At 56.5% G+C, this 13,879-nt stretch carries 15 protein-coding genes and 1 riboswitch; of the genes, 7 read left to right on the forward strand and 8 right to left on the reverse strand.

From position 1 onward, the window contains the following. Positions 1–31 precede the first annotated feature (31 nt). Both EV586_RS14600 and EV586_RS14605 read right to left on the reverse strand, forming a co-directional pair. Entirely contained in the window at positions 32–769 is a 738-nt protein-coding gene (locus tag EV586_RS14600; protein WP_132945851.1) for a YidC/Oxa1 family membrane protein insertase, read from the reverse strand. A gap of 45 nt (positions 770–814) precedes the next feature. Then, positions 815–1,327: a DUF4178 domain-containing protein gene (locus tag EV586_RS14605; RefSeq protein WP_132945852.1), complete on the reverse strand. Its 513-nt coding sequence runs from the start codon at positions 1,325–1,327 to the stop codon at positions 815–817. 196 nt (positions 1,328–1,523) lie between these two features. Here EV586_RS14605 and fabI point away from each other — a divergent pair, with 196 nt between their 5' ends. Then, positions 1,524–2,294 carry an enoyl-ACP reductase FabI gene (fabI, locus tag EV586_RS14610; protein ID WP_132945853.1) on the forward strand — a complete coding sequence of 257 codons (771 nt, stop codon included), beginning with the start codon at positions 1,524–1,526 and terminating at the stop codon, positions 2,292–2,294. 134 nt (positions 2,295–2,428) lie between these two features. Here fabI and EV586_RS21190 read toward each other — a convergent pair whose 3' ends face one another. After that, positions 2,429–2,581: a hypothetical protein gene (locus EV586_RS21190; RefSeq protein WP_165898617.1), complete on the reverse strand. Its 153-nt coding sequence runs from the start codon at positions 2,579–2,581 to the stop codon at positions 2,429–2,431. 225 nt (positions 2,582–2,806) lie between these two features. Here EV586_RS21190 and EV586_RS14615 point away from each other — a divergent pair, with 225 nt between their 5' ends. The 4 genes from EV586_RS14615 to EV586_RS14630 all read left to right on the forward strand — a co-directional run bounded on the left by EV586_RS14615 (position 2,807) and on the right by EV586_RS14630 (position 7,427). Continuing rightward, positions 2,807–3,031, forward strand: coding sequence for a hypothetical protein (locus tag EV586_RS14615; RefSeq protein WP_132945854.1), 225 nt, complete (start codon positions 2,807–2,809; stop codon positions 3,029–3,031). Positions 3,032–3,745: 714 nt separating this feature from the next. After that, positions 3,746–4,315, forward strand: a complete 570-nt coding sequence (locus tag EV586_RS14620; protein WP_132945855.1) for a flavoprotein — start codon at positions 3,746–3,748, stop codon at positions 4,313–4,315. After that, positions 4,308–5,543: an MFS transporter gene (locus EV586_RS14625; RefSeq protein WP_132945856.1), complete on the forward strand. Its 1,236-nt coding sequence runs from the start codon at positions 4,308–4,310 to the stop codon at positions 5,541–5,543. The genes EV586_RS14620 and EV586_RS14625 overlap by 8 nt, the downstream gene beginning before the upstream one ends. Before the next feature lie 12 nt (positions 5,544–5,555). Then, the gene (locus tag EV586_RS14630; RefSeq protein ID WP_132945857.1) at positions 5,556–7,427 is read left to right on the forward strand and encodes a tetratricopeptide repeat protein; all 1,872 of its coding nucleotides are present in this window, start codon (positions 5,556–5,558) and stop codon (positions 7,425–7,427) included. A 103-nt stretch (positions 7,428–7,530) separates the two neighbouring features. Here EV586_RS14630 and EV586_RS14635 read toward each other — a convergent pair whose 3' ends face one another. Beyond that, positions 7,531–7,764 carry a hypothetical protein gene (locus tag EV586_RS14635; protein ID WP_132945858.1) on the reverse strand — a complete coding sequence of 78 codons (234 nt, stop codon included), beginning with the start codon at positions 7,762–7,764 and terminating at the stop codon, positions 7,531–7,533. A 158-nt stretch (positions 7,765–7,922) separates the two neighbouring features. On the opposite strand from EV586_RS14635, the gene EV586_RS14640 reads away from it, so the two are divergent. After that, on the forward strand, positions 7,923–8,951 hold the full coding sequence (locus EV586_RS14640) for a glycosyltransferase (RefSeq protein WP_132945859.1): 1,029 nt from the start codon (positions 7,923–7,925) through the stop codon (positions 8,949–8,951). 90 nt (positions 8,952–9,041) lie between these two features. Here the strand turns inward: EV586_RS14640 and EV586_RS14645 are convergent, their stop codons facing one another. Together EV586_RS14645 and EV586_RS14650 are read right to left on the reverse strand one after the other, a co-directional pair. Then, positions 9,042–10,472: a tyrosine-protein kinase domain-containing protein gene (locus EV586_RS14645; RefSeq protein ID WP_132945860.1), complete on the reverse strand. Its 1,431-nt coding sequence runs from the start codon at positions 10,470–10,472 to the stop codon at positions 9,042–9,044. A gap of 15 nt (positions 10,473–10,487) precedes the next feature. Then, entirely contained in the window at positions 10,488–11,366 is an 879-nt protein-coding gene (locus tag EV586_RS14650) for a flagellar basal body-associated FliL family protein (protein WP_132945861.1), read from the reverse strand. Positions 11,367–11,605: 239 nt separating this feature from the next. Next, a riboswitch (cyclic di-GMP riboswitch) is annotated at positions 11,606–11,696 on the forward strand. Here EV586_RS14650 and EV586_RS14655 point away from each other — a divergent pair. Then, positions 11,677–12,021 carry a hypothetical protein gene (locus tag EV586_RS14655; RefSeq protein WP_165898618.1) on the forward strand — a complete coding sequence of 115 codons (345 nt, stop codon included), beginning with the start codon at positions 11,677–11,679 and terminating at the stop codon, positions 12,019–12,021. (Overlaps the previous riboswitch by 20 nt.) A 122-nt stretch (positions 12,022–12,143) precedes the next feature. Here the strand turns inward: EV586_RS14655 and EV586_RS14660 are convergent, their stop codons facing one another. Beyond that, complete coding sequence (locus tag EV586_RS14660) at positions 12,144–13,028, reverse strand: YitT family protein (RefSeq protein ID WP_132945863.1); 885 nt, start codon at positions 13,026–13,028, stop codon at positions 12,144–12,146. Positions 13,029–13,129: 101 nt separating this feature from the next. Beyond that, complete coding sequence (locus EV586_RS14665; RefSeq protein WP_132945864.1) at positions 13,130–13,861, reverse strand: FadR/GntR family transcriptional regulator; 732 nt, start codon at positions 13,859–13,861, stop codon at positions 13,130–13,132. Between the last annotated feature and the right edge of the window lie 18 nt (positions 13,862–13,879).

Genomic DNA, 13,879 nt, shown 5'->3' on the forward strand with positions numbered 1-13,879 from the left:
CGTATGTAAAAAAACGAGCGCAGCCACAAGGCTACGCTTTTTTTGTTTCGTCTTCTGAGGCGGGGACTCCTCCCTGCCCGCCCGAGAAAATGGCATCCGGGTCGAGGCGGAAGCGGGCCACCGCAAACTTGCTGCGCAAAAACGTGCGCTCCAGCATCCCCCAGACGGCGGTGGTGCTCATGTACAGCGAGATCGCCACCGGCGCTTTCCAGAGCACAAACAGCATGATCGGCAGCATCATCATCATCGGCGTCATCTTCTTCAGCATGGCGGCCTGCTCGATCCCTTCCGGCTGGATCAGCGGCACCAGCGCGCCGCCTGCGGTAAACAGCGCCGCCAGAATCGGCATGGCGTGCGTCGGGTCGCTCACGCCAAGCGCCGACGACCAGGGCACCAGAAACGAGGTGATGTCACTGCCGAAGTGGTAGAACAGCGCATAGACGGCTGCGAAGACCGGCATTTGCAAAATCGCCGTGCCGATCGCGCCAAACGGGTTAAACTTGTGCTCCAAGGCGAGCTTGGTCGTCTCTTCGCGCAGCTTCTCCGGCTTGTCGCCCAGCTTTTTGCGCAGTTCCATCATCGCTTTGGAAAACTTGCGGTTCTTCCAGGCGAAGCGGGCCTGGCGAACGGAAAACGGGAACAAAATCATACGTACCAACAACGTGAACAAAATGACAGCCAGACCCCAGTCATGGACAAAACTTTCGATCGTGGTCAGCACAGGGTGCAGCACCCCGGCCAGAAATTGAATGACTCCCCAGTTGCTCATCTTTCTCCCTCTTCCCGTTTCTTATTCATCAGTTGCTCCATGTGGTTAGGAAGCTGCGAAGATTGTGATGTGTTCAGGCTTGACCGGTGCGCCGATGCGGAAGATCGTCTCGCCGTTTTGCCATTCGATCAGCATTGCCTGTCCGCTGTCGGCGACGTGCATCCACCAGTAGACCGGATCGACCGTGTTAAAGGCGCTGTGGCCGACCGTGTTCACGTTCGACTCCCCGCGCACTTTTTCAAAATAAGACTCGTCGTCGTAGATCATCTCGTAGTTGACCGCGTCCGGATTCTCCAGACGGGCCTGAATCGTATCGTACAGGTACGCGCGGACCGTTTCCTGGCTTTCCACCAGCAGGAAGCGCTTGCGCCCTGCATCGTTCAGCAGGTAGCCGATGCGCTGGCGGGGGCCGCCGCGATAGACGGTGAAGCCCTCGACTTCATAATCGGTCAGGTCGCAGGAGACAATATCGCCAACCTTTAGATTTGCCAGGGTGCGTTTTTCCAACTCTTTCTTCTCAGCACCGAAGATCCCTTTGATCTTATCGAAAAATCCCATAGACTGACTCTCCTTGTCACAGCATTCTCACACAGGTCTGCAGGTAGTATACGGGCGAACGCGGCAAGAGTTTCACCTCATATTCGTTTCGCCTGCGAATAAAATATGGAAAAGGCGGGGCTTGTCCTTTGCGCGGAAATCAGTCAATATAGTACTAGGTACTAAAAGTGCATTCTACTCACAAAGGAGATTGAATATGAACCAACTGTTAGCCGGTAAGAAGTTCTTGATCATGGGCGTTGCCAATGACCGCTCCATCGCTTGGGCGATCGCGAAACAGCTGCACGAAGCGGGCGCGACTCTCGCGTTCAGCTACCAGGGAGATCGTTTGGAATCCCGCGTGCAGAAGCTTGTGGAATCGACGATGCCCGGTTCGCCGATGATTTCGGTCGACGTCACCCGCGACGAAGAGATCACCGCTGCGTTTGGGCAACTCAAGGAACAATGGGGCACGATGGATGGGGTCGTTCACTCCTTGGCATACGCAAAAGCGGAAGACCTCGAAGGCACGTTTGTCGACACGTCCCGCGAAGGCTTCCATCTGGCGCATGACATCTCCGCTTATTCGCTGGTGACGATCGCACGTCAGGCGAAAGAGCTGATGACAGAAGGCGGCTCGATCATCACGATGACCTACATCGGCGGCGAGCGCATCGTCGGCAACTACAACGTCATGGGCGTGGCGAAAGCAGCGCTGGAGCACAGCGTGCGCTACCTGGCCAACGACCTCGGCCCGGCGGGCATTCGCATCAACGCGATCTCCGCTGGCCCGATCAACACCTTGGCTGCTCGCGGCGTGAAGAACTTCACGTCGATCCTCCCGCAAGTGGCGGAAAAATCCCCGCTGCGCCGCAACATCACCCAAGAAGAAGTCGGCAAGACCGCACTCTTCCTCGCCTCCGACCTGGCGAGCGGCATCACCGGCGAAACGATCCACGTCGACGCCGGCTACCACATCATGGCTTAACTCGCACCAGCCAAAGCGGTGTGCAGGACAACCCTGCACACCGCTTTTTCATGGGCCAATCCGCACGTTGCCGCGATCCTGCTGCGAACCAGACGGTCGCTCTTCATCGTTTGGCCGCCAGATCGCCTGCGTGCTTACAGCCGGATCTTGTCTGGAATCACAAATCCGGCCGCCCGGATGCGGTACACCTGCTCTTCGGGATCATAGTCGATCTTCAGCGGCTCGTCGACGAAGAACCAGGAACTTCTGTCCACGACGACCCGGAGGCCGTCACCTGCGTCGATCACTTCATCGTCTGCTCTTGGCTCATCCAGAGCCAAATCATAATAGGTCGTCGCGCTTCAGCCGCCTTCTGTCTCGATATAGAAGCGCAAAGTGAGCGCTTCACCTTCCGTCTTGTAGGCGAAGAGCGCCGCTTTGGCGCGGTCGGTTACGGTGATCACATCTGCTTCCCCCTTTGGGATAGTGTATCTCCCTGCGGCACATCCTAGCTACTGCAGGAGGTGACGCGAATGTACGTTGGACGCACACTCAATGAATTGCAAGACGTTCCTTACGAAAAATGGACCCTCGAAGAGCTTGCTTATCATCAAGATACGATGAACCAGCTCAAACGCTGCCTCAATGCGGCAGGGCAAACCATTCTGCAAAAAGTGCTGGCGGAGATCGAGTCGCGCGGCGGAATTCCCGTCTACGGCGGCGACTACGACCATCCGTCCACCCTCCACTATGACTAAACAAACCATCACGAAGATCACCGTCCACAGTACCAGAGAACTGCCGCTTTTGGGAAGCGGCGGTTTTTTTTATTTTCAGCAACGCTTACAGACAGGAGTTTCATTTTGTTGTGTAGAATTTATTTATTAGAACATGATTAATTAATTCATTTCCCAAGGGGGGAGGTGACCAGACATGGAGCGCAACATCGCAGTCGGCGACATCAACATCTGGATTTGCTAGTTTTCAGGTCCGAAAAGCCTGGTTTTTTGCGAAGCCAGGCTTTAATTTTTCATTTTTGTACTTTTTCAAAATATTTTCATTTTACGGTAGGATTTTGAGAAGTTGTGTGGTATTTATATCTACAGGAGCTTTAAATAAATATAAGGTGGTGACAAACATGCGTGATCCGGTCTATCTGTGCTAGTTCCAACTTGGCCTAAAATCTGACTGGGAGGTGACAAACATGGCGTCCTACGAGCCGATCTTCATCTGCTAGTTTGCGATATGTCGATAGATACTTTGAAGCGGAGGTGACCACCAATGATCGTAGTAACCGATCCGATCTTCATCTGCTAGTTTCCTTGCTTCGATTCGATAAAATGACGCAGTTCGGAGGTGACAAGCATGGACGATCAAGTTTGGGTTTGCTAATTGCTTGACTCATAACATGCATCTTTGAAAAGCCTGGATGCTGCCATCCGGGCTTTTCTTCCATACACGGAGGGGATTTTATGGACATCAAAAAAGTACTCGTCGGCATTTCCGGTTCCATCGGCGCCGTTGAAATTCAAAACTATCTGGCCGCGCTGCGCAGCACCTGGGGCGCCAGCGTCCACGTGATCATGACCGAAAGCGCGGCGGCGATGCTGCAAAGCAAAACGGTCAACTATTTTATCGATGGAAACGTATTTTTGAAGTCGACCGACTCGACCGACCAATTTAAAATTCCGCACATTCATCTCACTTCGTGGGCCGACCTGATGGTGATCATCCCGGCCAGCGCCAACATCATCGGCAAAGTCGCCAACGGCATCGCCGACGACCTGCTTTCCACCGCGGCGATGGCTGCGAAATGCCCGGTCGTCTTTTGCCCGAACATGAACGAACACATGCTCAACCGCCCTGCGATGCAGCGCAACATGAAGCAGCTCAAAGAAGACGGTTATCTGATCATCGAACCGGGAGAAGAAGAAGCGATTCAGCTGTCGACCGGTCAGAAAGTACAAGGTGCGATGCCCGGCTTCAGCCAGTTCATCCCGCGCCTCGAAGAGACCTTGAGGGGGCAGGGCCTGTATGTCTAACTTGCAGACACAGCCTGCACAACCTCAGCCAAAGCCTGGCAGCGCCCGTTTTTATTACCTGCTGTTCGGCCTTTTGTTTTCACGACTTGGCAACAACATCTATCTGCTCGCCCTGCCTTGGCTGGCTTATGACCTGACCGGGTCGTCCGTGCAGATGGGGACGGTGTTTGCGTTTGAGACCTTGCCGTTCATCCTCTTGTTGCCGCTTGGCGGTGTGATCATCGACCGTTCTGATCGCCGTATGATCATGATGGTCTGCGATATAGCACGTATGGCACTGATCATTTCTCTTCCTCTGCTCTACTGGGCAGACCTTTTGACGATGGCGTATATCTTCGTGCTGTCGTTTGTGATTTCTTCGCTTTCCTTCTTCGTCGACATTTCGATGTCGGCGATCATTCCGAACCTCGTCAACAAAGAGCAGCTGATCAAGTCGAACGGCCAGCTGCAGCTCGTCGACAACACGGTCCGCCTGCTCGGTCCGATCCTCGCCGGCACCTTGCTGGCAGCGATCGGCACGCCCTTGTCGATCTTCATCTGCGGCTTCTCCTACCTCGTGATGGCATTCTGCGTGCTTCTGATCGGCAAGATTCCCCGTCCCGACGCCAGCGGACAGGAGCCGAAGACGATCTGGCAGGACATGCGCGAAGGGTTCGCGTACGGCTGGAACCGCATCGACCTGCGCGCGATCGGTGCGATCTCGATGCTCGCCAACTTCGGCCTCGGCCTCGTGATGTCCACTTTGATCTTCTACCTGCGCGACACGCTCGGCACCAACGAGTGGCGCGTCGGCTTCGTCTTCTCTTCCGTCGGCATCTTCGGCATCATCGGGGCGCTGATCACGCCGCAACTGACCAAACGCTTTCGGCGCGGGTTTCTGCTCAGCTTCATGATGATCTTCGGCGGCGGCTTGGGCGGCGGACTGATCGCCCTGGTGCCGTACTGGATCGCCACCGGGCTTGGCCTTGGCATTCTGCTTGGCAGCGTGGTCGTGATGAACGTGATCCTGAACGCCTACAAGCAAGGCAACATCGACAACCAGATGTTCGGCCGTGTCGAAGGCGCGATCACCTCGATCTCCAACTGCTGCATTCCGCTGGCCGGTGTAGTCGGCGGGATCACGATCGGTCTCAGCTCCGGCTCGGTGATCACCTACCTGCTCGCCACGGCGATGATCGTCGGCTCAGGTCTGATTTCTTTCTTCACCCCATTACGCAAGATCGCATAGGAGGTACGCTGCATGAACGTGATGCTGGATCAAATCATCTCGACCGAAGTTTCCGCCGCCGTCAACGCGCTGTTTGCAGGCAGGTCGTCCGGCAAGACCATCTGGGTCGAAAATGGACAGCCGTCCGATCTCGACGCTGTGTTTGCCGAATTTGCCGGCATGGACGGCGTATTTTTCCGCACCACCCTGCCGCTGCTCGACCGCAACGTGTTTGGCCCGATCCGCCAGCTGCTGCAACAGACGCGGGCAATCTGGTCGCAATGGGAGTGGGTTGAGCAGGACTATTTCCGCGAAGTGAACGGCCTGTTTCCCAACACGTACGAAGGCAAGCAAAGCGTCTTTCACGTCTCTTATTCGTGGTCGGAACTGCGCTTGAACCGCGACATCCAGTGGGGCTTCCGGCTGATGCATTTCGCCGCGCTCGTGCTCAAAGAGCTGGCCCAAGTGAAGCCGCTGGTCATCGCGATCCACGACGTGCAGCATGCCGACCGCCTCAGCCTGCAGACTCTGTACCATCTGCTGCACAACCTGAAAGCGGACGGCATCGTGCTGATCCTGCAAAAAGGCACGTATGACCATGACGGCCGCCCGGTCACCTCCGACACCGGCCAGTCGATCGAAAAACTGCTCTGTGTGATCGCCGACGCGCTGCAGCCGCTGCGACTGATCGGTTCGAAGACGGCGCCTGTACCCGCACCGGCATTGGCGCTGGACGGCGATCCGCCTGTCGACCACATCCGCGCGATGATCGGCGAGCTGCAAAACGGCTTCTGGGATGCAGAAGCGATCAAGAAAAAGCTCGACGGCGTGATGTCGGTCTACAGCCTCGACAACGTGCTGACGCTCGGCGATGCGGTGCTCGCCCACCTGCCGGAGCTGTCTGCCGAAGACGAGCGCGCGATCCGCTTCCACGTCTGGCGCAAAAAGGGCGTCGCCCTCGCGTTTATGGAGATGTATCCGGAAGCGATCCACGCCTTTACGCTGATGCACGACTACGCCGGCAACATGGCCGACCGCACCAAAGCGTATCACCTGCTCGCCCTCTGCTACGGCAAGCGCGTCGGGCGCTGGGACATCGCCAAGCAGTTCCTGCATGAAGGCCTGCGCATCACCGAGGGGCGCAGCGACTTCGACACGGTGTATGAGCGCTGCTGGCTGTACAACTTCCTCGCCTACGTCACCTACCTGCATGATCGCGACATCCCGCTGGCGCTCGAATATGCCAACTCGGCGTACGAAGGCATCAAGCCGTTCTCGCACATGACCAAAGGCAACGTCATGAAAGAGCTGGAAGATCCGAAACTGCCGCTCCGCCTGTTTTACAACCTGTCGATCAACATCTCCTACCTGCATTACTTTGCCAAAGACTACGAGGCGGCAAAAGACCTCTGGCAAAATACGGTCGGCGAGTCGGTCAAAGACATTCCGGACATCTTCAAAAAAGAGTTCTTCTACTTCGACGGCAACATCCTGAACCGCCTAGGCGAGTATGAAGACGCCGTCACCGCCTACCAGCGCACCTACGAGATCTGCGTCACGCACGCTGACTCGTTTAACGCCGAGATCGCACTTCGCCCGCTGGCGAGCACTTATTTCCAGATGGAGCGCTACGAAGACGCGCTGCACTGGTATGAGCGCATCTTGCAGTTGAAGCGCGAAACGGGCGATCTGCGCCTCACCTCGACCTACCAGTCGATCATCCTCTGCCACCTCAAGCTCGGCCATGTGGAGCTGGCGCAGAGCGTGTTCCAAGAGGCGCAAGAGCTGCTCCCGCCGCGCTTCGCCGAGCTGTTCGTCAAAGGAACGTTGGCCGCCCACGCCGCCGAATTCCTCGAGTACGGCCCGTACATCATCAACCAGTCGATCACGCAGATGATCATCTAAAGGCAACGCCAAAAGCACGCATCCGGAAACGGACTGCGTGCTTTTTCTGGTTACAAAAAGAAAAGCCGCTTTCCTAAGGAAAGCGGCTTAGCCGGATGGCAGGTTACGCTTGTTCGGTTTGGTCAAAAACGCCCATGCTGCGCAGCACGCGCTTGCGAATCATGAAACCGATGCCGGTCATCAGCACGGCAGCCGCGAGCAAGACGCCTGCGAGCGCGTAATGGAACATCGAGAAGGTGATCCCGACCAGCGCGAACGTCGTCATGATCAGCAGCACGTACGTGAAAAAGAACACCTGGGCCTTCTTCGGCATCGGTGATTGAAACCACAGTGACATGTTTCTCACCTCGTTCATGAAAAAGGAGTTGATGTTTTCATCATATCACAAGTTGGCCCGAAATCGCGGCAAAACGAAAAAAATGTAGTTCAGGTGACAGTAGTGAACAGAAAGTCAGGGTAAAGTAGTAGCATTAGCGTACGAAAGGAACGATCCCCATGAACATCCTGATTGTTCTTCCGCCGAACCAGCCGTCCGGCGGCAATTGGACTTACTCGGGGCGCTTGCAACGCAACTTGCGCCCGTACGGCATCGACATCACGATCAAACCGCTCGACCAAGTGTCCGACCCGGACTATGCGGCGGCCGATATCATACACTCCTACAACGCTTATGTGACCGGACGCCACATCGTCAAGGACGCTAAGCGCCACAAGAAGCCGCTTGTGCTGACGATGACCGGCACCGATGTCAACGAGCATCTCGGCCATCCCGACACGACCGAAACGATGACCGAAGCGGTCGATTACGCGGCGGCGATCGTCTTCTTGACAGAAGAAGCGAAAGAGCGCCTCGCGACGCTGCGCCCGTCGGCGGCTGCCAAGTCACAGGTGATCAACCTCGGGATCGACCTGCCGCAAGGGGCGGGCAAAACGCGGGCCGATTTTGGCTTGGCGGACGACGAATTCCTGTTCCTGCTCGTCGCCGGCCTGCGCCCTGTGAAGCGCCCGCTCGACGCGTTCGAGCCGCTGCAAAAAGCGTATGAGCAGTTGCCGCAGGTGCGGTTTGTACTGGTCGGCCCGGTGCTCGATGACAAGGTGAAAGCGGAAGTCGATGCCGCGTTTGCCGGCAGCCCGTTCGCCCGTTACCTCGGCTCGGTGCCGTATGAAGAGATCGCCGATCTATACCGGGCGGCCGATGTGGTGATGAACACGTCTTCTTCCGAAGGCCTCTCCCACGCCCTGCTCGAAGCGATGTCGATCGGCAAGCCGGTGCTGGCCTCTGACGTGCCGGGCAACCGCGACCTGATCCGGGACGGTGTGAACGGCTTCCTCTACGACAATGGCCCGGAACTGACCGCCAAGGCCGTCCAACTCGTCACCGACCCCGACATGCGCGCGAAGCTCAGCCAAGGGTCGCTGCGCACCATCGCCGATCATTACTCGCTGGAACGCGAGCGCGACACCTTCCTCGCGATGTACCGCGCGATCTGCAACGCCGCACCTTGCGGCGCTCCTTCCAACTAGCAAAGCAAAAGGGACTCGATCTCCGAGTCCCTTTTTTCATGCACACAACTTGTTACCTCTGTGACCTCAATCTCCGGCAGGCTGGGCGGCCTAGTTAGAAACGCTGTTTTCTCCCTGATGCATCTCGATATCCTTTTGCAGCACCCGCTCCAGCAAGAACGGCGGGCGCTTGGAATTCGCTTCGTTTTTATTGAGAACGGCGCCGAGGATCTTGGCGCTTACCTGGCGCAGGCCGGCTACGGCGGTGGCGGCGGCCTCGCGGGCGACTTTGCCGCTCTTGATGACGAACAGCACGCCGTCCGCATGGCGGGCCAAAGCGTTTGGCAGCAGCGAAGAGTTCATCGATCCGCTGTCGATCAGGATGATGTCGTAACGGTCGCGCAAGACCGGCATCACGTCTGTTAGGCGCCCTTCTGCCACCGAGCGCAGCGCCTGCAGCGAGGCCCGGCCCAGCGGCAAAACATCAAGGCCTGCGATCACCGACTGGCGGATCGTCTCGTCGAGCTCTGCCGCTCCGAGCAGCAGATCGCACAAGCCCGCCTCTCCCCCGCCCGGCGCAAGGCCGTGCAAGACCGGCTGCTCCGCATTGGCGTCGAGCAGCAGCACGGAGTGCCCATGTTGCGCCATCAGGATGCCAAGGTGGGTCAAGATCGTCGTTTTGCCTTCCTTGTCGTGCGTCGAGGTGATGACGATCGTGCGCACATCTTCCATCGTCAGCACCGGCAGCAGGTTGCGGTACAGATGCTGATAGCCATCCAGCACGCGACGGTTGCGCTTCGTCGGGTTCAACTTCAGCTGCGGCAGTTCGCTTGCTGCTGCGACATCTTGTTTCAGCCCCCACCAGCGCCGCTTCGGCGACCACGTGCCGATCTCGCCGATCGTCGCCAGCCCGGTCTCAAACTTGATCTCCTCGCGGCTCTTCATCGTCGGATCGAGGTATTCCCGCACACCAAACGCGCCGATCGCCGCCATCGTCGACAAGATCAGAGCGATCGCCACGTTCATCGTTACATTGGGAGCCGTTTTCGAAGACGTCTGCATCGTCGCCCGATCGACGACGACCACATTGTCGACCTGCATCAGCTGTCCGATCTTCAGCGTAAACACGCGGGCCAGTTCATTGGCGATCACGATCGCCGCTTCCCGATCCGGATAGGTGACGGTGATCGTGAAGATCGACGAGTCGGTGTTGTTGACGATCTTGATCTTCGTGCCCAGCTCATCGGGCGACATCTGCAGGTGCAACTTGTCGATCACCTCTTGCAGCACGAGATGGCTTTTGATGATCTCATTGTAGGTCTTGATCACCTTCTGGTTGGTCAACACTTCATTGAGCAGATATTCGGCCGAGATCGTCGGGTCGGTGTTGACGAGGAGCGCCGTCGTCGCCTTGTACGTCGGCGTCACCACGAACATGCTCAGGTAGGTCGAGGTGCCGACCGCAAAGCCGACGATCAAAACCAACAAGCCGAGGCGTTTCTTAACGGCATTGTAGTACTTTTTCCACAGATAGCCTAACATGCCGGTTACACCTCCTTATTTGCCTGCTCCGGTCACAGCCGTATGCGTGTTGAAAAACATCCAGACCGGCTCGGCAACGAGCGGGTTCATCAGGTTCGGTTCATCGACCACAAAACGCGCCTGAATCGACAGCTTGTCCTGCTCCGCCTTGTATTCGATCAGCTTCTTGACCAGCTTCGGGTCTTTGACTTCATCTGGGGCAAACCTCATCTCCAGCATCCGCACTTCGCCCGGCAGCCACTCGTCAAGCGGCCCTTCAATCGTTCCGTTAAAAACCACGCCTTCATAATAGTAGGCGCTGAGGACGATTCGCTTCGGCGTGAAATTGCGCAAATAGCCGTTGTACAAAAACATCTTTACGCTGACGGCACCGGTATCGTCCATCTGCAATTTGCTGTCGCCGGGGATAAATAGCAGATTGAAAAAACCGGAGACAAAATACCGCCCCGTCGGCATCGCCGCCAGGTGACTTTCCACGTCCCGGCGCTCTTTTTCTGACAATTCCTCGAGCTGTTTCTTGTTCCAGACCACCGTCTTTGGCAAAAAAGTGGTCACCGCATCGGCCGGTTTCGCCGGCTCCTCCGCGTCTTCGGAAACGACCGGCGGCTGCTCAACCGGCGCCGGAGCGGCTCCCTGCTTGAGGAAATACATGGCGCCGAGACCGATGTTGCCTAGCAGCGATGCGCCGATCAGCATCAGGAGCCAGCGCGGCAATTTCCAGCCCGCACTATGCTTTTTGACCACCTGCGCCCTGATGCTGCGCGGCGCTAACCGTTCCGCATCGGTCGGCAGGCTCAGCGCCCCTGCCTGCTCCTCGACAGCCTGAAGCGCTTCAAAAAATCCTGCCTCTTGTGAGGCGGAGCGGAGCTTGTCTTTACGCTCTTCAGTTCCCATCGTGCTACCTGCCCCTTTTCCGCTCTATAAATCAGAATCATCCCTGAGATTTAATGTTTTAAATCAAATTTGGTACTCCAGAACTATTGAATCGATTCTCGAAAGAATAAAATCATCTAAATCATAGGCAATAAGTCCTGCTGATGTCTTGACTTCGCTTTAATTATATCCTACTATGAAACTATCGTCATAGTCATAGTATAAAAAATCATCTATCATATGTCGAATTTTGTAAAATCCACACGAAATGGCAAACCGCTCGAAAGGGCGGGACGCAAAGCTGCGGGCCTACAGCGGGTGACCACTCGCCATGGCAGCCGGGTTGCCGAAGGGAGAGAGAATTGTGCGTTTCCGTTTACCTGTTTCATTGATGCTAGGCGTACTCGCCGGTTCGATGTCTGTCATGCTGAACGTGCCTGACATGATGTCAAACGCGGAAGGCATTGGATTCACACAGTCTGTTGCCCTTGAATCTGAACAACTGAAATCGTTCATGCAGCGTGACCACAACTTAGTCCTCGAACAGAATCGTTTTTATCAAGAGAACCGTGATCTGTTCGACAACTGGGAATTATTGCAACAACATTCCGAATTATTTTCCATTTATCAAGAAAAGCTCAATGAACTCTTTCAAGATAATATCCAACTGTTTTAACACCACGAATCTGACATCCGCCCTGTTGCCTTTCCGGCAACAGGTTTTCTTTTGATTATACATAAATAACAGCCCCTGTTCCATGAGGAGGACAGGGGCATTTTTGTCAAAAAACGGTCACTTTAATGAATCGCTTTTTTCTTAAAGCGTCCGCCCATCACGTCGGCGACATGCTCGATCGCGATAAAGGCAGCCGGGTCGTATTCGAGTACGATGTCTTTCAGCTTGGCAACCTCCAGCCGGGTGACGATCACGTAAAGCAGTTCTTTCGGTTCACCGCTGTAGCCGCCTTTGCCGTACACGTGCGTCACACCGCGCCCGAGGCGGTTGAGGATCGCTTCGGAGATGTCGTCCGGATAGTCGGAAATGATCGTGACCGATTTCGATTCGTCGAGTCCTTCGATGGTGATGTCGATCATTTTAAAGGCGATAAAATAAGCGATCAGCGAATACATGGCATGGTCCCAGCCAAAGACAAATCCGGCGCTGCCGAGGATGAACACGTTAAAAAACATCACCACTTCGCCGACGGAGAACCCCGACTTGCGCGAGACGAGGATGGCGACGATCTCCGTACCGTCGAGCGACCCGCCGTAGCGGATGATCGTGCCTACGCCGATGCCGATCACCACACCGCCGAACACGGTGGCGAGCAGCAGATCGTCTGTAAACGGACGTGCACCGTGCAACAGCGTCACGAAACCGGACATCAGGATCACGGCGATCAAGGTGGTAAACGCAAACGTGCGTCCGATCTGTTTGTAACCGACGAGTAAAAACGGCAGGTTGAGCAGGATCATGTAGATCCCAAACGGCGTGTTTGTCAAATAGGCCAGCAAGATGGAAACGCCGATGATCCCGCCGTCGATCACCGAGTTGGGGACGAGGAAGATCTCCAGCGCCACCGCCACCAGCAAGGAGCCGAGCGTGATGAAAAACAAGCGCTTCAGCTTGGCGGCAAGCGATTTCTTGCGGTGCGCGCGCCGGGTTGTGGTCTGTGCGTCCATAGGAGCCTCCTACAAGATTGATCCTCCTAATCGTTTCCTACTGCCCCCGTTTTATACCTAGCAAAAAGCACCCGGTCTCCTCGATGGCGAGCGGGTGCTTTTTATGTTTTGCGGACCAGGATCTGGCGTTCGCCGTGCTCCAGATGGGCATGAATCAGCAGGGCGGCCCGCTTTGCGTCACCGGCTGCGATCGCTTCGTACAGCAAACGGTGCTCGCGGATCGACGCTTCCGGGTCGGCAGCCGTCTCATGCGTGGCGCGCAAGGTGCTGCGCAGCGCTTCGGACAGCGTGTTCATCAGGTTGAGAAGCACGTTGTTGCCGGACGCTTCGGCGATGGCGATGTGAAACTGCAAGTCGCAGGCGACCTGCTCCTCAAGCGTATGGCGGGCTGTCTCCTGCCCTTCCAGCGCCTGCTTGATCCGCAGGAGCCCTTCCTCCGTCCGGCGCTCGCAAGCCGCCTGTACGGTGCCGGTCTCCAGCAGGCGGCGCATCTCCAACAGGTCGCGGAGGTTGCTGCGGCCAAGCAGGAGCGCAGCGTTCATCGGCTCGATGATCATCGTCTGCACGTCGATGCGCTGCACGAACGTGCCTTCGCCGTGGCGCAGGTCGATCAGGCCCATGCCGACCAGTGAAGAAAACGCTTCGCGCACCGCCGCGCGGGACACGCCAAACTGTTTGGCCAGTTCGGTCATCGGCGGTAGTTTGTCACCTGGGGCGAGCACGCCGTCCTCGATCATCCGCTTGATGTGGCGAGCCACCTCTTCATAGATCTTCGTCGGCTTGGTTTTGGACTTGGCTTTCGGTGTGGTTGGTTTGGCCGGTTTCGTATTCACAGGCGTACCTCGACTCAG

The organism is Tumebacillus sp. BK434 (assembly GCF_004340785.1).
GTDB lineage: Bacteria > Bacillota > Bacilli > Tumebacillales > Tumebacillaceae > Tumebacillus_A.

What these genes read in the sequence shown, in the direction of transcription:
- EV586_RS14600 (WP_132945851.1), bottom strand. Translation starts at nt 769, where the DNA reads ATGAGCAACTGGGGAGTCATTCAATTTCTGGCCGGGGTGCTGCACCCT.
- EV586_RS14605 (WP_132945852.1), bottom strand. Translation starts at nt 1,327, where the DNA reads ATGGGATTTTTCGATAAGATCAAAGGGATCTTCGGTGCTGAGAAGAAA.
- fabI (WP_132945853.1), top strand. Translation starts at nt 1,524, where the DNA reads ATGAACCAACTGTTAGCCGGTAAGAAGTTCTTGATCATGGGCGTTGCC.
- EV586_RS14615 (WP_132945854.1), top strand. Translation starts at nt 2,807, where the DNA reads ATGTACGTTGGACGCACACTCAATGAATTGCAAGACGTTCCTTACGAA.
- EV586_RS14620 (WP_132945855.1), top strand. Translation starts at nt 3,746, where the DNA reads ATGGACATCAAAAAAGTACTCGTCGGCATTTCCGGTTCCATCGGCGCC.
- EV586_RS14625 (WP_132945856.1), top strand. Translation starts at nt 4,308, where the DNA reads ATGTCTAACTTGCAGACACAGCCTGCACAACCTCAGCCAAAGCCTGGC.
- EV586_RS14630 (WP_132945857.1), top strand. Translation starts at nt 5,556, where the DNA reads ATGAACGTGATGCTGGATCAAATCATCTCGACCGAAGTTTCCGCCGCC.
- EV586_RS14635 (WP_132945858.1), bottom strand. Translation starts at nt 7,764, where the DNA reads ATGTCACTGTGGTTTCAATCACCGATGCCGAAGAAGGCCCAGGTGTTC.
- EV586_RS14640 (WP_132945859.1), top strand. Translation starts at nt 7,923, where the DNA reads ATGAACATCCTGATTGTTCTTCCGCCGAACCAGCCGTCCGGCGGCAAT.
- EV586_RS14645 (WP_132945860.1), bottom strand. Translation starts at nt 10,472, where the DNA reads ATGTTAGGCTATCTGTGGAAAAAGTACTACAATGCCGTTAAGAAACGC.
- EV586_RS14650 (WP_132945861.1), bottom strand. Translation starts at nt 11,366, where the DNA reads ATGGGAACTGAAGAGCGTAAAGACAAGCTCCGCTCCGCCTCACAAGAG.
- EV586_RS14655 (WP_165898618.1), top strand. Translation starts at nt 11,677, where the DNA reads ATGGCAGCCGGGTTGCCGAAGGGAGAGAGAATTGTGCGTTTCCGTTTA.
- EV586_RS14660 (WP_132945863.1), bottom strand. Translation starts at nt 13,028, where the DNA reads ATGGACGCACAGACCACAACCCGGCGCGCGCACCGCAAGAAATCGCTT.